The 18,974-nt window shown below is 71.7% G+C and carries 22 protein-coding genes; 9 read left to right on the top strand and 13 right to left on the bottom strand.

The features are described from left to right. Window positions 1-56 precede the first annotated feature (56 nt). The 3 genes from ACFWVC_RS17850 to ACFWVC_RS17840 all read right to left on the bottom strand — a co-directional run bounded on the left by ACFWVC_RS17850 (window position 57) and on the right by ACFWVC_RS17840 (window position 2,730). The gene (locus tag ACFWVC_RS17850) at window positions 57-1,088 is read right to left on the bottom strand and encodes an alanine racemase (RefSeq protein WP_384286122.1); all 1,032 of its coding nucleotides are present in this window, start codon (window positions 1,086-1,088) and stop codon (window positions 57-59) included. 50 nt (window positions 1,089-1,138) lie between these two features. Continuing rightward, entirely contained in the window at window positions 1,139-2,260 is a 1,122-nt protein-coding gene (locus ACFWVC_RS17845) for a lipid II:glycine glycyltransferase FemX (RefSeq protein ID WP_384286120.1), read from the bottom strand. A gap of 131 nt (window positions 2,261-2,391) precedes the next feature. Continuing rightward, complete coding sequence (locus ACFWVC_RS17840) at window positions 2,392-2,730, bottom strand: hypothetical protein (RefSeq protein WP_384286118.1); 339 nt, start codon at window positions 2,728-2,730, stop codon at window positions 2,392-2,394. 302 nt (window positions 2,731-3,032) lie between these two features. Between ACFWVC_RS17840 and rpsF the strand changes: the two genes are divergently transcribed. The 4 genes from rpsF to rplI all read left to right on the top strand — a co-directional run bounded on the left by rpsF (window position 3,033) and on the right by rplI (window position 4,715). Beyond that, complete coding sequence (gene rpsF, locus ACFWVC_RS17835; RefSeq protein WP_319663375.1) at window positions 3,033-3,323, top strand: 30S ribosomal protein S6; 291 nt, start codon at window positions 3,033-3,035, stop codon at window positions 3,321-3,323. A gap of 62 nt (window positions 3,324-3,385) precedes the next feature. Further along, window positions 3,386-3,970, top strand: a complete 585-nt coding sequence (locus tag ACFWVC_RS17830; protein WP_384286116.1) for a single-stranded DNA-binding protein — start codon at window positions 3,386-3,388, stop codon at window positions 3,968-3,970. A gap of 41 nt (window positions 3,971-4,011) precedes the next feature. Next, window positions 4,012-4,248: a 30S ribosomal protein S18 gene (gene rpsR, locus ACFWVC_RS17825; protein ID WP_026250812.1), complete on the top strand. Its 237-nt coding sequence runs from the start codon at window positions 4,012-4,014 to the stop codon at window positions 4,246-4,248. 17 nt (window positions 4,249-4,265) lie between these two features. Further along, a complete protein-coding gene (gene rplI / locus ACFWVC_RS17820; protein ID WP_384286112.1) occupies window positions 4,266-4,715 on the top strand; it encodes a 50S ribosomal protein L9 in 450 nt (149 codons plus the stop codon). A gap of 105 nt (window positions 4,716-4,820) precedes the next feature. Here the strand turns inward: rplI and ACFWVC_RS17815 are convergent, their stop codons facing one another. Further along, window positions 4,821-6,164 carry an MATE family efflux transporter gene (locus ACFWVC_RS17815; protein WP_384286110.1) on the bottom strand — a complete coding sequence of 448 codons (1,344 nt, stop codon included), beginning with the start codon at window positions 6,162-6,164 and terminating at the stop codon, window positions 4,821-4,823. Window positions 6,165-6,615: 451 nt separating this feature from the next. Here ACFWVC_RS17815 and dnaB point away from each other — a divergent pair, with 451 nt between their 5' ends. After that, the gene (dnaB, locus tag ACFWVC_RS17810) at window positions 6,616-8,097 is read left to right on the top strand and encodes a replicative DNA helicase (protein WP_384286108.1); all 1,482 of its coding nucleotides are present in this window, start codon (window positions 6,616-6,618) and stop codon (window positions 8,095-8,097) included. 54 nt (window positions 8,098-8,151) lie between these two features. Here dnaB and ACFWVC_RS17805 read toward each other — a convergent pair whose 3' ends face one another. Next, window positions 8,152-9,024, bottom strand: coding sequence for a GNAT family N-acetyltransferase (locus ACFWVC_RS17805; RefSeq protein ID WP_384286105.1), 873 nt, complete (start codon window positions 9,022-9,024; stop codon window positions 8,152-8,154). Between the two features lie 203 nt (window positions 9,025-9,227). Between ACFWVC_RS17805 and ACFWVC_RS17800 the strand changes: the two genes are divergently transcribed. Then, a complete protein-coding gene (locus ACFWVC_RS17800; RefSeq protein ID WP_384286102.1) occupies window positions 9,228-9,860 on the top strand; it encodes an HAD family hydrolase in 633 nt (210 codons plus the stop codon). A gap of 198 nt (window positions 9,861-10,058) precedes the next feature. Continuing rightward, a complete protein-coding gene (locus ACFWVC_RS17795) occupies window positions 10,059-11,534 on the top strand; it encodes a globin domain-containing protein (protein ID WP_384286185.1) in 1,476 nt (491 codons plus the stop codon). Window positions 11,535-11,608: 74 nt separating this feature from the next. On the opposite strand, the gene ACFWVC_RS17790 is transcribed toward ACFWVC_RS17795, so the two are convergent. The 6 genes from ACFWVC_RS17790 to ACFWVC_RS17765 form a co-directional block, all read right to left on the bottom strand. Further along, window positions 11,609-12,136 carry an NUDIX domain-containing protein gene (locus tag ACFWVC_RS17790; protein ID WP_384286099.1) on the bottom strand — a complete coding sequence of 176 codons (528 nt, stop codon included), beginning with the start codon at window positions 12,134-12,136 and terminating at the stop codon, window positions 11,609-11,611. Window positions 12,137-12,239: 103 nt separating this feature from the next. Then, complete coding sequence (locus tag ACFWVC_RS17785; protein WP_384286097.1) at window positions 12,240-13,136, bottom strand: LysR family transcriptional regulator; 897 nt, start codon at window positions 13,134-13,136, stop codon at window positions 12,240-12,242. Between the two features lie 225 nt (window positions 13,137-13,361). Then, a complete protein-coding gene (locus ACFWVC_RS17780) occupies window positions 13,362-14,495 on the bottom strand; it encodes a cystathionine gamma-lyase (protein ID WP_384286094.1) in 1,134 nt (377 codons plus the stop codon). Window positions 14,496-14,576: 81 nt separating this feature from the next. Beyond that, entirely contained in the window at window positions 14,577-15,431 is an 855-nt protein-coding gene (locus ACFWVC_RS17775) for a fructosamine kinase family protein (protein WP_384286092.1), read from the bottom strand. Window positions 15,432-15,484: 53 nt separating this feature from the next. Then, on the bottom strand, window positions 15,485-16,021 hold the full coding sequence (locus tag ACFWVC_RS17770) for a low molecular weight protein-tyrosine-phosphatase (RefSeq protein ID WP_384286089.1): 537 nt from the start codon (window positions 16,019-16,021) through the stop codon (window positions 15,485-15,487). A gap of 25 nt (window positions 16,022-16,046) precedes the next feature. Then, entirely contained in the window at window positions 16,047-16,424 is a 378-nt protein-coding gene (locus ACFWVC_RS17765) for a phage holin family protein (protein ID WP_384286084.1), read from the bottom strand. Window positions 16,425-16,481: 57 nt separating this feature from the next. Here ACFWVC_RS17765 and ACFWVC_RS17760 point away from each other — a divergent pair, with 57 nt between their 5' ends. Together ACFWVC_RS17760 and ACFWVC_RS17755 are read left to right on the top strand one after the other, a co-directional pair. Further along, a complete protein-coding gene (locus ACFWVC_RS17760) occupies window positions 16,482-16,799 on the top strand; it encodes a cupin domain-containing protein (RefSeq protein ID WP_384286081.1) in 318 nt (105 codons plus the stop codon). A 118-nt stretch (window positions 16,800-16,917) separates the two neighbouring features. Then, complete coding sequence (locus ACFWVC_RS17755) at window positions 16,918-17,127, top strand: DUF5326 family protein (RefSeq protein WP_384286077.1); 210 nt, start codon at window positions 16,918-16,920, stop codon at window positions 17,125-17,127. A gap of 45 nt (window positions 17,128-17,172) precedes the next feature. Here the strand turns inward: ACFWVC_RS17755 and ACFWVC_RS17750 are convergent, their stop codons facing one another. Both ACFWVC_RS17750 and ACFWVC_RS17745 read right to left on the bottom strand, forming a co-directional pair. Further along, window positions 17,173-18,636: a flotillin family protein gene (locus tag ACFWVC_RS17750; protein WP_384286075.1), complete on the bottom strand. Its 1,464-nt coding sequence runs from the start codon at window positions 18,634-18,636 to the stop codon at window positions 17,173-17,175. Between the two features lie 120 nt (window positions 18,637-18,756). Next, window positions 18,757-18,957, bottom strand: coding sequence for a hypothetical protein (locus ACFWVC_RS17745; protein ID WP_384286070.1), 201 nt, complete (start codon window positions 18,955-18,957; stop codon window positions 18,757-18,759). Window positions 18,958-18,974 lie beyond the last annotated feature (17 nt).

Below are 18,974 nucleotides of genomic sequence, written 5' to 3'. Positions count from 1 at the left end.
AGCCCTGCGGCGCGGGGGCCTCACTGTGCGCGGTGCGCGGTGCGCGGAGCGCGGCGTCAGCGGTCGACGACGCGGTCGAACTGGGTCGTGGTGTGCCGCAGATGGGCCACCAGCTCGTCCCCGACGGCGGGCGGGGCGACGTCGCCCGGCAGGAAGAGGATCGACACCTGCATGTGCGGGGGCTCGGCGAACCAGCGCTGCTTGCCCGCCCACACGAAGGGCGACAGGTTGCGGTTGATGGTGGCCAGGCCGGCCCGGGCGACGCCCTTGGCGCGCGGCATGACGCCGTGCATGGCCTTGGGGGCCTCCAGGCCCACCCCGTGGGAGGTGCCGCCGGCCACGACCACCAGGTGGCCGTCCTCACCCGCCTTCTGCTGGCGGTAGCCGAAGCGCTCGCCCTTGGCGACGCGGGTGACGTCCAGGACGGCGCCGCGGTACTCGGTGGCCTCGTGGTCGCCGAGCCAGAGCCGGGTGCCGATCCGGGCGCGGAAGCGCGTCTGCGGGAACTGGGTGCGCAGCCGCTCCAGTTCGCCCGCCTTGAGGTGGCTGACGAACAGCGTGTGCAGCGGCAGCCGGGCCGCGCGCAGCCGCTCCATCCAGTGGAAGACCTCCTCCACGGCGTCGGAGCCGTCGGTGCGGTCCAGCGGCAGGTGGATGGCGAAGCCCTCCAGGCGGACGTCGTCTATGGCCGAGTGCAGCTTGACGAGGTCGTCCTCGCTCACGCCGTGGCGCTTCATGCTGCTCATGACCTCGATGACGACCCGCGCGCCCACCAGGCCGCGCACGCCCTCCACCGACGAGACGGACCTTATGGCCCGGTCCGGCAGCGGCACCGGCTCCTCGCCGAGCCGGTACGGGGTGAGGACGAGCAGGTCACCGCCGAACCAGTCCTTGATCTTCGCGGCCTCGTACGTCGTGCCGACCGCCAGGATGTCCGAGCCCAGCCGGATGGCCTCCTCCGCCAGGCGCTCGTGGCCGAAGCCGTATCCGTTGCCCTTGCAGACCGGGATCAGCCCCGGGAACTGCTCCGCCACGGACTGCTGGTGCGCACGCCAGCGCACGGTGTCGACGTACAGGGAGAGCGCCATGGCGGGTGGGGTGGCCTTTCGTGGTGTCGGCGGTCGGGCGGGCGGGCTGGTCAGCGACGCGACATGTAGATGTCGAGCGCCTTGTGGAGCAGCTTGTTGAGCGGGAAGTCCCACTCGCCCAAGTATTCGGCAGCCTGCCCACCGGTGCCCACCTTGAACTGGATGAGCCCGAAGAGGTGGTCGCTCTCGTCCAGGGAGTCGCTGATGCCGCGCAGGTCGTACACGCTCGCGCCGAGCGCGTAGGCGTCCCGCAGCATGCGCCACTGCATGGCGTTGCTGGGACGGACCTCGCGCTTGTGGTTGGCCGAGGCGCCGTAGGAGTACCAGACGTGCCGGCCGACGACGAGCATCGTCGCGGCGGCGACCACCTCGCCCTCGTGCTTGGCGAAGTACAGGCGCATGCGGTTGGGGTCCTCGCTGTTGAGCACCTGCCACATGCGCTGGAAGTACGACAGCGGGCGCGGCCGGAAGTGGTCGCGCTCGGCGGTGACCTCGTACAGCTGCTGCCACACCGGCAGGTCGTCGTAGCCGCCCTGGACGACCTCGACGCCGGCCTTCTCGGCCTTCTTGATGTTGCGCCGCCACAGCTGGTTGAAGCCCTTCTGGACGTCGTCCAGGCTGCGGTTCTCCAGCGGGACCTGGAAGACGTAGCGCGGCTGCACGTCGCCGAAGCCGGCGCCGCCGTCCTCGCCCTGCTGCCAGCCCATGCGGCGCAGGCGGTCGGCCACCTCGAAGGCGCGGGGCTCGATGAAGGTCGCCTCGACGTCGCGCAGGCGCTTGACGTCCGGGTCGGCGATGCCCGCCTTGATGGCGTTCGCGTCCCAGCGGCGGATCACCACGGGCGGGCCCATCTTCACGGAGAAGGCACCCTGCTGCTTCAGATGCGCGAGCATCGGGCGCAGCCACTCCTCCAGGTTGGGCGCGTACCAGTTGATGACCGGGCCTTCGGGCAGGTACGCCAGGTACCGCTTCACCTTGGGCAGCTGCCGGTACAGGACCAGGCCCGCGCCGACCAGTTCACCGGTCCTGTCGTCGAACCAGCCCAGGTTCTCCGAGCGCCATTCGGTCTTGACGTCCGCCCAGGCGGGGACCTGGCAGTGGCTCGCCGAGGGCAGGCTCTGGATGTACGCCAGGTGCTGTTCCCGACTGATGGTCCTCAGGGTCAAGCTCATGCGGGGCGCTCCCCATCGCTGCTGCGGCTAAGGCGTCTCTGTCTGCACTACTACTGCACTACTACTGCGCCGAAGCCTACTGCGAACGGCGAACGCCCCCGCGAGGGCTGTGGACAACCGCGGGCCGCGGCCTAACCTCCCAGCACTCCGCCGAAGAGACCGCCGTGGGCCATGCCGATGTAGAAGCCGATCCCGGCCAGGCCCATCCCGATGATGAAGAAGAAGCGCTCCGCGGTGGTGACCGAGCGGTACTGCCCGTAGGCGCCGACGAGCAGGCCGATCAGGCCGGCCCAGGAGCTGAGCAGGTGCAGCCCGCTCCAGATGGAGGCGATGGAGGCGAGCAGGCCCAGCACGAGCGTCGCGATGGCGAGGCCGTTCTCCACCGGGTGGGGCTGGCCGTCGCTGTTGAAGGTGAATCGGAAGCGGTGGTGGTGACGAGCGTCGGTGGTGGGTCGTACTGCCTGTGCCATGGGGCACCTCCGTGACGGAGAAGTGGCGCATCGTAGCGCCGGACACACCCGATGTGTACAGATTGCGGCCTTCCGCGGGCGGATTTCAACCGGAAGCACGGGGCCGGGTAGTGTGTACCGTCTGCACCGGTGTCTGTGCAGGGCCATCCGACGATCCGCCCAGCGATCCACAGGGCCTCCGGGGTGCGATCCCCGGAACGCCCAGGGCGTTGTCGGTGGCCCGCGATACCGTTGCGACGCGATGCAAACCCTCCTGCCATGGAAACGCCATGGCCGCTGAGTCCGAAGGAGGTGGGTTCCACATGCGTCACTACGAGGTGATGGTGATCCTCGACCCCGATCTCGAGGAGCGTGCTGTCTCCCCGCTGATCGAGAACTTCCTTGGTGTCGTCCGTACGGGCGGCGGCAAGGTCGAGAAGATCGACACCTGGGGCCGTCGTCGTCTCTCTTACGAGATCAAGAAGAAGCCCGAGGGCATCTACTCGGTCATCGACCTCAACGCCACACCTGAGGTCGTCAAGGAGCTCGACCGTCAGATGAACCTGAACGAGTCGGTCCTCCGGACCAAGGTCCTCCGCCCCGAAACCCACTGAGCCTGACGGCTCACGGCATTCGGGATACCGAGCAGCCAAGAAAAGCCGAGAGGTCACCCACCATGGCAGGCGAGACCGTCATCACGGTCGTCGGCAATCTCGTCGACGACCCCGAGCTGCGCTTCACCCCCTCCGGTGCGGCGGTCGCGAAGTTCCGTGTCGCGTCCACCCCCCGCACCTTCGACCGGCAGACCAACGAGTGGAAGGACGGCGAGAGCCTCTTCCTCACGTGCTCGGTCTGGCGGCAGGCGGCGGAGAACGTGGCGGAGTCCCTTCAGAAGGGCATGCGCGTGATCGTGCAGGGCCGGCTGAAGCAGCGGTCCTACGACGACCGCGAGGGCGTCAAGCGGACGGTCTACGAGCTGGACGTCGACGAGGTCGGCGCCAGCCTGCGCAGCGCGACCGCCAAGATCACCAGGGCGAGCGGCGGCGGTGCCGGCGGCGCCCGCGGCGGTCAGGGCGGTTACGGCGGCGGCCAGGGTGGTGGCGGCAACTGGGGCGGTGGCTCCGGTGGCGGCCAGGGCGGCGCTCCCGCCGACGACCCCTGGGCGACCAGCGCTCCGGCCGGTGGCGGCCAGGGTGGTGGCGGCAACTGGGGCGGTGGCTCCGGTTCCGGCGGCGGCTACTCGGACGAGCCGCCCTTCTAAGGGCGGCGCACCACACTTCTTGATCACACTGGAGAGAGACAATGGCGAAGCCGCCTGCTCGCAAGCCGAAGAAGAAGGTTTGCGTGTTCTGCAAGGACAAGATCACGTACGTGGACTACAAGGACACGAACCTGCTGCGGAAGTTCATCTCCGACCGCGGCAAGATCCGTGCCCGCCGGGTCACCGGCAACTGCACCCAGCACCAGCGCGACGTCGCCACGGCCGTGAAGAACAGCCGTGAGATGGCGCTGCTGCCCTACACCTCGACCGCTCGCTAAGGAAGGGTGACTCAGCAATGGCGAAGATCATCCTCACCAATGAGGTCAGCGGCCTCGGCGCCGCAGGCGACGTCGTCGAGGTCAAGAGCGGCTACGCCCGCAACTACCTGATCCCCCGCGGTTTCGCGATCGCGTGGACCAAGGGTGGCGAGAAGGACGTCGAGCAGATCCGCCGCGCGCGCCGGATCCGCGAGATCGCGACCATCGAGCAGGCCACCGCCGTCAAGGCGCAGCTCGCTGGTGTCAAGGTCAAGCTGGCGACCCGCGCGGGTGACGCCGGCCGTCTGTTCGGCTCGGTGACCCCGGCCGACATCGCCGCCGCGATCAAGGCCGCGGGCGGTCCGGACGTGGACAAGCGCCGGGTCGAGATCGGTTCGCCGATCAAGACGCTGGGCTCGCACAAGGTGTCGGTGCGTCTGCACCCCGAGGTCGAGGCCGGTCTCGACGTCGAGGTCGTCGCGAGCTGACCCCCACCGCGTGAGCGAAGGGCCCGGAACCACATGGTTCCGGGCCCTTCGTCCGTTCCGGGTGGTGCTTCCGCGCCTGGGCCTCGTTCGCGCCAAGCCGGCCGGTCAGGCGCGGACCGCGCCGGTGACCGCCCAGTCGCCGGAACGGGCGCGCAGCCGCAAGGTGACCAGCCGGGTCAGCATCATCAGGTTCATCGCCCACCACAGCGCGGTCAGGCCGCCGCCCAGCGCGGGCACGGCCAGGGCGACCGGGGCGAAGACGATCAGGGTGACGATCATGGATCCGGCCAGGTAGCCGCCGTCACCGGCCCCGATGAGCACGCCGTCCAGGACGAAGACCGCTCCGCTGACCGGTTGCGCCAGCGCCGCGACGAGCAGCACCGGCATCAGGGCGGAGTGCACCGACGGGTCGGAGGTGAACAGCGGCGCGAGCAGCGGCCGGCCCGCGGCCATCACCAGCCCGATCGCCACGCCCGCCGCGATTCCCCACCGCACCATGCGGCGGCAGGCGGACCGCGCCCCCTCGGCGTCGCCGGCGCCCAGGTGACGGCCGATGATGGCCTGGCCCGCGATGGCGAGGGCGTCCAGGGCGTACGCGGCGAGGGTCCACAGGGCGAAGGTGATCTGGTGGGCGGCGATCGACACGTCGCCGAGCCGGGCCGCGACGGCGGTGGCGATCATGAGGACGGCGCGCAGGCTCAGCGTGCGGATCAGCAGCGGCGTCCCGGCCCGGGCGCAGGCCCGGATGCCCGCGAGGTCGGGCCGCAGGGAGGCGCCGTGCCGCCGGGCGCCGCGGACGACGACCGTGAGGTAGGCGGCCGCCATGGCGTTCTGGGCGATGACGGTGCCCCAGGCGGAACCGGCGATGCCGAACCCGGCGCCGTAGACGAGCAGTACGTTGAGCCCGGCGTTCGCGGCGAAGCCCGCGACGGCCACATACAGAGGGGTCCTGGTGTTCTGCAGGCCGCGCAGGACGCCGGTCGCGGCGAGGACGACGAGCATCGCGGGGATGCCCAGGGCGCTGATCCGCAGATAGGTGACGGCGTACGGGGCCGCGGTGCCCGAGGCGCCGAAGAGGCCGGTGAGGGCGGGCGCGGCGGGGACGGTCACGGCCATGGCGGCGACGCTGATCAGGAGGGCGAGCCAGATGCCGTCCATGCCCTGGCGGATCGCGGCGGGCAGGTCGCCCGCGCCGACCCGGCGGGCGACGGCGGCCGTGGTGGCGTACGCGAGGAAGACGAAGACTCCGACGACCGTGGTGAGGAGGGCACCGGCCACACCGAGGCCGGCGAGCTGTGCCGTGCCGAGGTGACCGACGATCGCGCTGTCGGCCAGGAGGAAGAGCGGTTCGGCGATCAGGGCGCCGAAGGCGGGCAGGGCGAGGCCGATGATCTCGCGGTCGTGGCGGCGGGCGGACTGCTGGCGGGAGAACTCGGCGGTCTGAGGCACGCGGCCAGCGTAATCATCCACATGTAATAGCCGCAAGGTGATTTCATCCATTACCTGTCGCTGCGCAGGGTGATCTGCTCCGCGTCGTTTGTCGCGATCTTGAGCCGAAGGGGGAAGTTTTTCTTTTCCACAGTGGGTGGATGAAGAAAGCGCAGGTCAAGGCCGTGATCATTGGGTGATTGTGTGCTTGTCCACGTCACTGTCCCCCGCCCTGTACACAGCTTGGGCGGGCTTCTCCACAGGCGAAGCGGTTTCTTCAACAGGTCGTCCCCAGCCCCTGTGGATAACCGTCTTGGCTCCGGGCCCCGGGGACCCCTACCGTGGGGCGTCGCCCGACGTGCCACAGGCGTGCGCGGGCGTCTCGATTGTCAGAAGTGTCAGAGCGATGGCGTAGGAAAGAACGGCCACGCAGCGGTGACGATGCGCGTCCACGGGAGGAGGTGGCAGGGGGGTGAGCCAGCCCGAACCCGCGGAGGACCACTGGGGAGGGGAGCCTCCCTTCCCGCCGGACGGTCCCGGCGACCGGCTGCCCGTCGCCCGTTTCCGCCGCAAGGACGACCGCGACCACGACCGCGATCGCGACCGTGACGAGGACCGCGGTGGCGGCGGCTTCGAGCGCGTCCCCCCGCAGGACCTGGACGCCGAGATGTCGGTGCTGGGCGGCATGCTGCTGTCCAAGGACGCCATCGCCGACGTCGTCGAGGTCCTCAAGGGCGCCGACTTCTACCGTCCCGCGCACGAGACGGTCTACGCGGCGATCCTCGACCTCTACGCGCGCGGCGAGCCCGCCGACCCGATCACGGTGGCCGCCGAGCTCACCAAGCGCGGCGAGCTCAGCCGCGTCGGCGGCTCCCCGTATCTGCACAGCCTCGTCAACGCGGTGCCCACCGCCGCCAACGCCGAGTACTACGCCGAGATCGTGCACGAACGCGCGGTCCTGCGGCGCCTGGTCGAGGCCGGCACGCGCATCACGCAGATGGGATACGCCGCCGACGGCGACGTCGACGAGATCGTCAACTCGGCCCAGGCCGAGATCTACGCCGTCACCGAGCAGCGCACCAGCGAGGACTATCTGCCGCTCTCCGACATCATGGAGGGCGCACTCGACGAGATCGAGGCCATCGGCTCCCGCAGCGGCCAGATGTCCGGCGTGCCCACGGGCTTCGCCGACCTGGACTCCCTCACCAACGGCCTGCACCCCGGCCAGATGATCGTCATCGCCGCCCGTCCCGCGATGGGCAAGTCCACGCTCGCGCTGGACTTCGCCCGGGCCTGCTCGGTCGCCAGCGGCATGCCCAGCGTCTTCTTCTCCCTCGAAATGGGCCGCAACGAGATCGCGATGCGCCTGCTGTCCGCCGAGGCCCGGGTGGCGCTGCACCACATGCGCTCCGGCAACATGACCGACGACGACTGGACCCGGCTCGCCCGCCGGATGCCCGACGTCTCCGCGGCCCCCCTCTACATCGACGACTCCCCGAACCTGTCGATGATGGAGATCCGCGCCAAGTGCCGCCGCCTGAAGCAGCGCAACGACCTGCGCCTGGTCGTCATCGACTACCTCCAGCTGATGCAGGCGGGCGGCTCGCGCCGCCCCGAGAGCCGCCAGCAGGAGGTCTCCGACATGTCCCGGAACCTCAAGCTCCTCGCCAAGGAGCTGGAGGTGCCGGTCATCGCGCTCTCCCAGCTGAACCGTGGGCCAGAACAGCGCACGGACAAGCGGCCGATGGTCAGTGACCTGCGTGAGTCCGGCTCCATCGAGCAGGACGCCGACATGGTGATCCTGCTGCACCGCGAGGACGCCTACGAGAAGGAGTCCCCCCGCGCCGGCGAGGCCGACCTGATCGTGGCCAAGCACCGTAACGGCCCCACGGCGACGATCACCGTGGCCTTCCAGGGCCACTACTCCCGCTTCGTGGACATGGCCCAGACCTGACGTCCGTACGGCTGTGGCGCCGGAATTCCCGGCCGCCCTCGGCCCCGCGCGCGGTCAGCCCAGCGCCAGCATGAGCGGCGTGTGGCGCCGTGCGTCGTCGCCGGGCAGGTCGCGGTCGCCCAGCACCATCAGGGTGTTGGGGAAGGCGGGCACGACGCCTTGCGCGGTGGCCCAGGCGGGCAGGGTGTGCCGCAGTGGGTCCTCGGTGAGCAGATCGAGCCGGACGGGGCCCGCGGCGTCGCGGGCGATCGCCGTAATGAGCCGGCGGGCGACGGCCGTGGTGTCCGCGACGACCGGGCCGACGATGAGGGTGCCCTCATTGAGCCACGCGGAGGCGTAGCCGGTCAGCCTGCCGTCCTCCTCGGCCACCAGGGTGCGGGTCGCGAAGCGGGGGAGGTCGCGCAGCAGGGGCGAGCGGTCGGCGCCGAACACCTCGGCGTCCAGGGCGAGCAGGGCCGGCAGGTCCGCATCCCCCGCGGGGCGCACGGCGGCCGGGCCCGCTTCGTCCGCGGCCGGCGGGCGGAAGGTGCCGCGGTGGGTGACGACGGTGCCGACGGCGCGGAAGCCGAGCTTCTCGTACAGCGGGCGGCCGCGGTCCGTGGCGTGCAGGGTGACGGTGTCGTCCCCGGCCTCGCCGAGGACGTGCGTCATGATGCGCCGGCCGAGGCCGCGGCCCTCGTAACGGGCGGCGACGAGCACCATGCTGACGGCGGCAAGGCCGCCCGCGTAGCGGGTGAGGATGGCGGTGGCGGCCAGGCCCCGGCCGTCGGGGGCGTCGATGCCCCAGCCGGTGCCGTGGGTGAGCAGGAAGCGCCACTTGTGCTCCTCCGCGCCCCAGTCGCGGCTGACGGCGAGTTCCGAGCAGGCGGCGAGATCGCCGGGACCGAGGCGGCGGGCGGGCAGCGGGGAAGGCAGGGGCGTCGTCATGCGGGAAGCGTGGCGGGGTGCGGGCGCGCGGCGGGCATAGTTTTCCCCTATGGGCATCGGGTGCGCCGGCCGGCGATCCGTCGTGCGGACTGCCGTCCGGGCGGCCTGATCCCGAACCACGCGCCCGCCGGCAGCGGCACCGGCACGACCCCGGCGGCCAGGGTCGCGTACCGTCCCAGGGGGCGGACGAGGGGAGAGGGAACGTGGGACGGCTGCACATCTTCGACATGGACGGGACGCTGATGCACGGCTCCTCGGCGAGCATGGAACTCGCCCGGGAGCTGGGGCTGGTGGCCGAGTTCCGCGAGCTGGAGGTGGCGCTCGCGGGCGGCGTCATCGACCCGCCCGGCTACGCCGAGCGCGCCTGGGGGATGTACGGGTTGCTGACCGACGCCCACATCGCGGCGGCCTTCGAGGGAGCCCCGTGGCTCACCGGGATACGCGAGGTGTGGGCGGACATCGCGGCGCGCGGCGAGCACTGCGCCGTGATCTCGCTCTCGCCGGACTTCTTCGTGCGGCGGCTGCTGGAGTGGGGCGCGCACGAGGTGCGGGCCTCGGTCTTCCCCGCGGTGCCGTTCGCGCCGGACGCGCTGCTGGACCGGTCGGGCATCCTGCTGCCGCAGTCCAAGGTGACGGCGGCGGACGAGCTGTGCGCCCGGTACGGGGTGAGCCGGCGGGAGTGCGTGGCGTACGGGGACTCGATGTCGGACACCGCGCTCTTCGCTGCGGTGCCGGTCTCGGTGGCCGTCAACGGCGACCACCACGTGAGCGGCCTGGCGACCCACGCCTACGCCGGTCGTGATTTGCGGGAAGCATATGCACTCGTCACGGGGTGACGTGTGAATTCCCATCGGCACGCATGCCCACGGCAATGGGCGGAGACCGTAGGTAACCGAGCCTAACGGGATTCGTATCCGCGTTTCCCGTACTTCCGGCTATTTGTCCCTTCGGCATGACGCGCCTGGCAGGCTCTCCGCGCAGAACGTGTGCCGACGACGGACACCGACCGGGAGAAGCTCGAGGCGAAGCTGATCATGGACGCTCTGACCACGAACGCGGCCGGGCCCGGCAAGGGGGCCGACGCCGACAGCGACGGATGGTTCAGCCCCCGCCGGGCCCCCGAGGGGCCGCGGCCGCACCACGATGGCGCGGCGGGCGGCACGGACGCAGGGGGCCCCGGGAGCGGGATGCCCAGCAGGCCGGTGCGGACGATACGGCCGGTGGGAACGGGTGCCGGCCGGATATCCGCACGGCCGGGGGCCGGTGGCGGCGTCGCCGCCGCGCCCCCGCCGATCCCGGATCCGCCCCCGCCCCCACCGCCCCCGCCGACCTTGCCGGCCCCCGATCCGTCGCCCCGCGCGGAGCCGGGCCCCGCGTCGGGGCCGAGCCCCGACGCGGTACTGATCCGCAGGACCATGGAAACCGTGGGCCCCGTCGCTGACAAAACGACGTCGTATTTCTATGCGCTTTTGTTCATACGGCACCCGGAATTGCGCGAACTCTTCCCGGCGGCGATGGACGCCCAGCGGGACCGATTGCTGAGAGCGCTTCTTACCGCCGCAGAACACATCGACGACGCCGAGACGCTGACCGAATACCTGGCCCATCTCGGCCGCGGGCACCGCAAGTACGGCACCCGCCCCGAGCACTACCCGGCCGTCGGCGAGTGCCTGATCGGCGCCCTGACCCGCTATGCCGCCGACATCTGGGACGACGAGGTCGAGGCCGCCTGGGTCCGCGCCTACACCGCGATCTCGCAGATCATGATCGACGCCGCGGCCGCCGACGAGAAGCACGCGCCGCCCTGGTGGCACGCCGAGATCGTCTCGCACGAGCTGCGCACCCCCGACATAGCCGTGGTCACCGTGCGGCCCGACCAGCCCTACCCCTTCCTCGCCGGGCAGTACACGACGCTGGAGACCCCCTGGTGGCCGCGCGTGTGGCGGCACTACTCCTTCGCGTCCGCCCCGCGGGCCGACGGCCTGCTCCTCTTCCACGTCAAGGCCGTTCCGGCCGGCTGGGTGAGCAGGGCGCTGGTGCACCGCGCCCGGCCGGGCGACATCGTCCGGCTCGGACCCCCGTCCGGCTCCATGGTGGTCGACCACAGCGCCGACAACGGTCTGCTCTGCCTCGGCGGCGGCACCGGCATCGCCCCCATCAAGGCGCTGGTGGAGGACGTCGCCGAGCACGGCCGGCGGCGCGCCATGGAGGTCTTCTACGGCGCCCGCAGCGACCACGACCTGTACGACCTCGACACCCTGCTGCGGCTGGACCGCGAGCACCCCTGGCTGTCGGTGCGCCCGGTGGTCTCCGAGGGCGGCCCCGGCAGTCTGCACGGTCAACTGCCGGAGATCGTCCACCAGTACGGGCCCTGGCCGGAGTTCGACGCCTACCTGAGCGGCCCGCCCGGGATGATCCGCAGCGGCGTGGACAGCCTGCTGCGCAGCGGCATCCCCTCACAGCGCATCCGACACGACCTGATCGAGGAACTGGTCGCGGCCGGCGACTGATCCACCGCGTCCCCCTCGGCCCCGGGCTCCCACCTCACGAGGAAAAACGTTGCCCCACCAGCGTCCGGCCCGGATCAGCCCAGGTCGGAGGAGAGCAGTCCCAGCACGCCCTCGATGTTGCCGTCCAGGTAGTGCCGCAGGGTGAGCGGGACGACCTCCACCGAGGCGAGCCCGACCCGGCTGAAGGGCACATGCACGATCTCGTACGTCCCCGAGGGCTCGTCCACCTCGGGGCCGTGTCGCCGGGCCGGGTCCATCGACGCCAGCCGGCAGACGAAGAAGTGCTGCACCTTCACGCCGTGCGAGCCGTCGCCCGCGATGTGCTCGACGGTGTCGACGAAGGCGGGGACGACGTCGGTGACCTTGGCGCCCAGTTCCTCGTCGAGCTCGCGGTGGAGGGCCTCCACCACGGTGGCGTCCCCGGCCTCCACGCCGCCGCCGGGGGTGACCCAGTACGGGCTGAGGCCGGGCTTGGTGCGCTTGATGAGGACGAGGGAGTCGCCGTCCAGCAGGATGGCGCGGGCGGTGCGCTTGACCACGGGCCGGGTGGCCGGGGCGGTCGGCGGAGCGGGTGGGGCGGGTGTTCCGGTGTCCGGGGCCATGCCTGAGATCTGCCGCGGCACGGGAGACGGCAAACGCCTCCGGGACGGCGAATCGGAACGCGCCGTTCCCTCGGATGTCACCCGGCGGCCGCCCGGCGCGTGCTCACCAGCCGGTCGCGGCGCGCACGAGCTGATCGTGCACCCGCGCTATGTGCGGCAGGGCGAGCGTCCCGGCGCGCACGGAGAGGAAGTAGGTGCGCAGCGGGGGCACCGGCGGCTCCAGCAGCGCCGCGGCGACTCCCTCGGTCAGCGCCTCGCAGCACAGGTAGCGCGGCAGCACGGCCATGCCGACCCCGGCCACCACGCACTCCAGCACCGCCCGCAGGTCCGGCACCACCACCGCGGGCACGATGGCGGGGCTGCTGTCGAAGACCGCCGACCAGTAGTGGTCGAGCAGCGGCATGCCCTCGTCGTAGGAGATCACCGGGACGTCGTCCAGGGCCCGCGCCCCGTGGGTGTGCACCGCCTGCGGGCCGCCGATGCGCTCCTGCCAGGCGGGCGCGGCGACCAGGATCTGCTCCTCGTCCCACAGCGCGGTGGCCGCCAGCAGCCGGTCGCGCGGGCGGATGGTGCCCAGCGACACGTCGTGGTGCCCGGCGGCGAGACCGGCCAGCGCCTCGTCCTCGCCGGCGAGCGCTATGCGCAGTTGCAGGCCCTCGGCGACCAGCGGCGCGAGGGCGGGCAGGGCGCGCAGCGAGGTGAAGGTGGGCGGCCCGGCGAGATGGACGGTGCGGTTGCCGGACTCCTCGGCGAGATCCCCCTCGGTGATCTCCATGAGGGCGTCGAGGTGTGGGGCGACCCTGTGGGCCAGGTCGTCGCCGACGGGAGTGGGGCTGACCCCGCGCGGCAGCCGCAGGAACAGGGGGCGGCCGACCTGCCGCTCCAGGCTCCGGATCTGGCTGGTGACCGCGGGCTGGGACAGGCCCAGCAACTGGGCGGCCCTGGTGAAGGATCCGGCTCGGTGCACCGTGACGAACGTGCGCAGCAGAGCCAGATCCATGGAACCGCTCCCTTGAAGCGTTTGTCGTGCCCGCAACTATAAATATATCGATAGGTCTGCATCGCAACTGTGATTGGACACTGACGCAGAGTCAACTAGCCTTGTTCGAGCGGATCTCCGCGCGTATAGCCAGGGTGGTCCGAGCCACGAGGGGGGAGGCTCGGGCCACCCATTCTGCGTAGCGACGTCTACGTAGATATATCTGTTCCGAATGAACAGTGGGCGCTACTTGGCGGTGTCGAGCGCGTGCAGCACGTCCCGCACGATGTCGGCCGCGTCCTCCACACCCACCGAGAAGCGCACGAAGCCCTCGGGCACCGCGTCGCCACCCCAGCGCGCCCGCCGCTCGGCCGTGCTCGTCACGCTGCCGAAGCTCGTCGCCTCGGTCGTCAACAGCAGGGCGGACAGGAAGCGTTCGGCGTGCGCCTTGTCCGGGAGGGTGAAGGAGACGACGCTGCCGAAGCGGGCCATCTGCGCGGCGGCGACGGTGTGCGCCGGGTCCTCCGGGTGACCGGGGTGGCGTACGTCGGTGACCTCGGGGCGCTCCAGCAACGCGGTGGTCAGCGCCAGCGCGTTGGCGGCCTGCCGGTCCACGCGCAGCGCGAGGGTGGACAGCGAGCGGTGCGCCAGCCAGGCCTCCATCGGGCCCGGGATGGCGCCGACGGTCTTGCGCCACAGCCGTACCTGGGCGGCGAGTTCGGGGCGGCGGGTGGTCACGTAGCCCAGCAGCAGGTCGCCGTGGCCGGACAGCGCCTTGGTGCCGCTGGCCACCGAGAAGTCCGCGCCGAGGTCGAGCGGGCGCTGGCCGAGCGGGGTGGCCAGGGTGTTGTCCACGGCGACCAGCGCGCCGGCGGCGTGCGCCGCGTCGGCCAGCCGCCGGATGTCGCACACGTCCAGGCCCGGGTTGGACGGGGTCTCGATCCACAGCAGCTTCGCGCCCTGGAGCACCTCCGCCTGCGCGTCGCCCGCGGTCGGGGCGAGCCGTACCGCGACCCCGTACTCCTCAAGGCGCCCCCGCAGGGAGCGGGTGGCCTGGTAGCAGTCCGAGGGGAGCACCACGGTGTCCCCGGTGCTCACCTGGGAGAGCAGCACGGAGGCGATCGCGCCCATGCCCGAGGAGAAGACCAGCGTCTCGGCGTCGGTGCCCGGGGACTCCAGGGCGGAGATGGCCTCCTCGAGCCGGGTCCACGTGGGGTTCTCGTCGCGGCCGTAGGTGTACGGGCCGGTGACGTCGCCCGGCAGGTGGAAGTGCGCGGCGAAGACCGGGCCGGGCAGCGCCGGCTCATGCGGCCGCGCTTCCGGGCGCCCGGCGTGCACGCTGCGGGTGCTGTCCCCGGGCGCGTTCTCGTACTCCGTCATCGCGCTCTCCTCGTTCTCCCCGGCACGTCGAACGTACCGGCGGACCATGTCGGTGTACGGCCCATCCAACCCGATCGCCCGCTAGGCCCGCGACAGGGCCTCCCGGGCGGCGCGGCCGGCGGCGGCTCCGTAGTGGCCGCCGAAGAGGGCCGCGTGCACCAGCAGCGGGTGCAACTGGTGCAGCGCCAGGCGCTCCTGCCGCCCCGGTACGGGGCGCACCTCCTCGTACGCCGCGAGGACGCGCGGCAACTGCGGGCAGCCGAACAGCTCCAGCATGGCCAGATCCGCCTCGGGGAGGCCGCCCTGTGCGGCCGGGTCGACCAGCCGGGCGCGGCCGTCGGCGGCGAACAGGACGTTGCCGGACCACAGGTCGCCGTGGATCAGCGCGGGGGGCCGCGGGGCTCCCGCGATCCGCGGCAGCAGCTCGCAGACCCGCTCCACCGACCGCACGTCGGCCGGGGCCATCGCCCCGCCGTCGGCGGCCTGCCGCAGGAAGGGCAGCAGCCGGTGCCTGGCGTGGAAGGCGGGCCAGTCCTCGGCGGCGGTGGGCGGCCGTCCGGCAGGGGACGGCAGCGGGAGCCCGCCGATGAAGCCGGGACCGGCGGTGCCCCAGGCCGGGGCCCGCACGCCGTGCAGGGCGGCCAGTTCGCGGCCCAGCCGCTCGGCCTGGGCCGGGGTGGCCGGACCGGGCTCGATCCACTCCAGGACCAGGGTGTGCCGGTCGGCCGCCAGCACCTCCGGCACCGCGACCGTGCCGGAGCCGGCCAGCAGCCGCAGTCCCGCCGCCTCGGCGGCGAAGAAGCCGTCCGGGGCGCCGTCGAGGGTCTTGGCGAAGACCGCGCGGCCGTCGGGAACCCTCAGCCGGGCCGTCGTGCAGATGGAACCGCCGCCCACCGGGACCGCTTCGCCCGCGTCCCGGCCCAGCAGGGCCGCCACGCGAGCGGCAAGGCCGCCGCGGCCGTCGGGACCCCCGGGATCTGCGGGCCGGTTCACGGGGCCGGGGCGGGCTCGCCGAGGGCGTCGCGCACGGCGTCCAGCAGGCCGCCGGCGGCGGCCTCGCACATCTCCAGGCAGAGCTCGAAGCCGTCCATGTACCCGTAGTAGGGGTCGGGTACATCGAGTCCGGCGCCGTCCGCGGCGCCGGCGGCCGCCGGGTCCCAGCTGCGCAGCAGCCGTACCTTGGCGGCGTCCTCCGGGGTCGGCGCGAGGCGCCGCAGGGCCCGCAGATGCCCGCCGTCCAGGGCGACGACCAGGTCCAGGCCGGCGAACCACTCGGGCTGGAACTGCCGGGCCACGTGCTCGTGCCCGTATCCCGCGGCACGGAGCACGGACACCGTGCGGTGGTCGGCGCCGTCCCCCTCGTGCCAGGAGCCGGTGCCCGCGCTGTCGACCACGACCAGGCCGTCGAGCCCGGCCTCCTCGACGCGAGCGCGGAAGACGTGCTCGGCCATGGGCGACCGGCAGATGTTGCCGGTGCAGACGAAGCACACCCGGAACGGGGTGCGGGGCGACGACGCAGCGCTCATGGCCTCCATGATGCAGCTTCCGCGCTCAGTCCTCGTCGGGCAGGACCATGTTCAGCGCCCAGGACACGATGCTGATGATCAGACCGCCGAGAACGGCAGCCCAGAAGCCCTCGACGTGGAAGTCGAGATCCAGCTTCCCGGACAGCCAGGAGGTCAGCAGCAGCATCAGGGCGTTCACCACCAGGGTGAACAATCCCAGGGTGAGGATCAGCAGGGGGAACGAGAGCAGCTTCAGCAACGGCTTCACCAGCCAGTTGACCAGGCCGAAGACCAGGGCGACCAGGACCAGGGTGAGCGCTCTGTGCGCGGTGTCGTCACCGGTGAGCGTGATGTTGCCCACGAGCCAGATGGCCACCAGCAGGGCCCCGGCGTTCGCGAGCGTCTTGACGACGAAGTTCATCATGGCTGAGATCGTCGCAGAAGTGATCGCGCAGGCACAGGGGTGTAAGGGAGCGGGCAAGTGAAGGTGTTCCGGCTGGACGACCTGGAGGCCGAGCGCGCCGCCAACGACGGCGCGTATCTGAGCTTCCTGCGGGAGCGGAACATGTCCGCCGGGCTGTACGCGCTGGGGGCCGGCGAGCTCGATCCGCAGAAACCGCATGCCCAGGACGAGATCTACCTCGTGGTGAGCGGCCGCGCGCTGATCACCGTGGGGGAGGAGACGACGCAGGTCGCGCGGGGCAGCGTGGTCTATGTGCCGGCCCGGGTGCCGCACCGCTTCCACCATGTCAGCGAGGACCTGCGGGTCCTGGTGGTCTTCTCGCCGCCCGAGGGATGAGGGCCGCACCCCGGGTCCCGTAGGGGGACGGTCAGGGGCGGATGGGGTCCACCGGGCCTCCGCACCGGACCCCCGCGGCCCTAGCCTTGGGACCAAGGACGATACGGAGGAGGAAACGGTGAAGCTGTTCGAGGGCGTGCCCTGGTGGGTCAAGTGGGTCGCGGTGCCGGTGATCGCGATCGTGGTCTTCGGCGGCATGATCGCGAGTGCGGTCGGCTTCCTGTTCTGGCTGCTGTTCAAGGTGCTGATCTTCGTGGCGCTGGTCGGCGGCCTGGTGTTCGTGGTGAAGAAGGTCACCTCGTCGTCGGACTCCCGCGACAAGTGGTGACCCCGCGGGGCCCGGAGACGACCGGACCCCGCGGGAGCGCTCCGCTCAGTCCTGGAGCGGGACGCGCTCGGGGCGTTGCGGCGCCGAGCCATTGGACGACGGCTCGGCCCCACCGTTCATCTGGGCGAGCAGCTGGCGGGCCAGCCCCAGGCCCGTGCCGCCCATGGTGAGCGCCTTGGCGAACATCTCGGACATGCCGTCGGCGCCGTTGAGCAGCACCATGTGGTCGACGTTGCCGAAGGCGGACGCGCCGGCCCGGACGATCTCCGGCCAGTTCTCGGCCAGTTGCTGGGCGACGACCGCCTCCTGGTTCTCCGCCAGCGCGGCGGCCCGCGCCTTGATCGCGTCGGCCTCCGCCAGACCCTTCGCCCGGGCGGACTCGGCCTCCGCCAGACCGCGGGCCTGAGTGGCCGCGGCCTCGGCCTCACCCGTGGCCCGGGTGGCCGCGGCGGTCGCCTCACCGTTGATCTTGGTCTGCTCCGCCTGGGCCGCGGCGGCGGTCTTCACCCGGTTCGCCTCGGCGATGGCGGCCAGCTCCGTCTCCCTGGCCTTCGCCTCGGCCGCCGAGATCCGCGCGTCGCGCTCGGCCTCGGCCAGCGTCCGCTTCTCGTACGCGGAGGCGTCCGCCGGCTTGCGGACATCCGCCTGCAGCTGCTGCTCGCGCCGCTGCGCCTCGAGTTCGGCGACCCTGGTCTCCTGGACCACGACCTCCTGCCGGGCCGCCGCCTCGGCGAGCGGGCCCGCCTGCTGCGCGGATGCGGTGGCCTTGTCCCGTTCGGCCGTGTAGCCGGCCTGGAGGATCTGGCTGTCCCGGGTGGCCTCCGCCATGCGGGCCGCCGCCTGCTGCTCGGCCTCGGTGGCCAGCCGGTCCGCCTCCGCCTGCGCGATACGTGCGTCGCGGTGGACGGCGGCGGCGTGCGGGGCCGAGAGGTTCTTGATGTACCCGGTCGGGTCGACGATCTCGTGGATCTGCAGCGAGTCGATGATCAGGCCGAGCTTCTCCATCTCCGAACCCGACGCCGCCCGGGTCTCGGCCGTCAGCCGCTCCCGGTCGCGGATCATCTGCTCCACCGTCAACCCGCCCACGATGGAGCGCAGATGACCGGCGAAGACGTTGTGCACCCGCTCGGGCATGAACTTCTGCTGGTCCAGGAAACGCCGTGCGGCGTTGGCGATCGACACGGTGTCGTCGCCGACCTTGAAGATGACCACGCCGTGCACCTTGAGCGGGATGCCCTGCTGCGTGACGCAGTCCACGTTCAGCTCGGCCTCGTTGAGGTCCAGCGACAGCTTCCGCACCACCTGGACACCGGGCATCACCAGCGTCCCGCGACCGGTGACGACGCGGAACCCCATGCCCTCCCCCACGCCGTCGGTGCGGTGTTTGGAACCCGATATGACCAGTGCCTCGTTCGGCTCGGCGACCCGCCACATGAGCCGGAACAGCACGATCAGGATGATGAGAGCGACGAGCACCGCGCCCGCCGCGACGCCGATCACCATCGGCATACGCCCCCTTACGATTGGCCCCGATCGGGGCCGCGTACGGGAGTGTGCGCCTGCGCAAGACGCACGGGAAGATCCTGGCGCATCCTTGTCGCGTTCTTGATACGAACGCGCCCGTCCCGGTCAGCCGTACGCGGGCGCGACGTACACGGTCCGCGGCGGCAGGTACTCGACGACCACCACGACCGTGCCCTTCCCGATGCGCTCCCCCTCGGTGGCCGGGTACGCGAGGAAGGCCTCCGCACCCCCGCGGACCTGCACGATCACCTCGCCGACCAGCCCCGGGCCCACCGTGCCGGTCACCCTCCCCTGAAGCCCGATCACGCTGCCCACCCCCGTAC

The organism is Streptomyces sp. NPDC058691 (assembly GCF_042714775.1).
Taxonomy (GTDB): Bacteria; Actinomycetota; Actinomycetes; order Streptomycetales; family Streptomycetaceae; genus Actinacidiphila.
This window is presented reverse-complemented; position numbering and strand designations above follow the sequence as displayed.

Excerpts from the sequence above, each read along its gene's own strand:
- ACFWVC_RS17750 (WP_384286075.1), bottom strand. The coding sequence starts at position 18,636 with ATGCCGATGGTGATCGGCGTCGCGGCGGGCGCGGTGCTCGTCGCTCTC.
- rplI (WP_384286112.1), top strand. The coding sequence starts at position 4,266 with ATGGCGAAGATCATCCTCACCAATGAGGTCAGCGGCCTCGGCGCCGCA.
- ACFWVC_RS17765 (WP_384286084.1), bottom strand. The coding sequence starts at position 16,424 with ATGATGAACTTCGTCGTCAAGACGCTCGCGAACGCCGGGGCCCTGCTG.
- rpsF (WP_319663375.1), top strand. The coding sequence starts at position 3,033 with ATGCGTCACTACGAGGTGATGGTGATCCTCGACCCCGATCTCGAGGAG.
- ACFWVC_RS17785 (WP_384286097.1), bottom strand. The coding sequence starts at position 13,136 with ATGGATCTGGCTCTGCTGCGCACGTTCGTCACGGTGCACCGAGCCGGA.
- ACFWVC_RS17830 (WP_384286116.1), top strand. The coding sequence starts at position 3,386 with ATGGCAGGCGAGACCGTCATCACGGTCGTCGGCAATCTCGTCGACGAC.
- ACFWVC_RS17780 (WP_384286094.1), bottom strand. The coding sequence starts at position 14,495 with ATGACGGAGTACGAGAACGCGCCCGGGGACAGCACCCGCAGCGTGCAC.
- ACFWVC_RS17805 (WP_384286105.1), bottom strand. The coding sequence starts at position 9,024 with ATGACGACGCCCCTGCCTTCCCCGCTGCCCGCCCGCCGCCTCGGTCCC.
- ACFWVC_RS17850 (WP_384286122.1), bottom strand. The coding sequence starts at position 1,088 with ATGGCGCTCTCCCTGTACGTCGACACCGTGCGCTGGCGTGCGCACCAG.
- rpsR (WP_026250812.1), top strand. The coding sequence starts at position 4,012 with ATGGCGAAGCCGCCTGCTCGCAAGCCGAAGAAGAAGGTTTGCGTGTTC.
- ACFWVC_RS17840 (WP_384286118.1), bottom strand. The coding sequence starts at position 2,730 with ATGGCACAGGCAGTACGACCCACCACCGACGCTCGTCACCACCACCGC.
- ACFWVC_RS17790 (WP_384286099.1), bottom strand. The coding sequence starts at position 12,136 with ATGGCCCCGGACACCGGAACACCCGCCCCACCCGCTCCGCCGACCGCC.
- ACFWVC_RS17795 (WP_384286185.1), top strand. The coding sequence starts at position 10,059 with ATGGACGCTCTGACCACGAACGCGGCCGGGCCCGGCAAGGGGGCCGAC.
- ACFWVC_RS17770 (WP_384286089.1), bottom strand. The coding sequence starts at position 16,021 with ATGAGCGCTGCGTCGTCGCCCCGCACCCCGTTCCGGGTGTGCTTCGTC.
- ACFWVC_RS17845 (WP_384286120.1), bottom strand. The coding sequence starts at position 2,260 with ATGAGCTTGACCCTGAGGACCATCAGTCGGGAACAGCACCTGGCGTAC.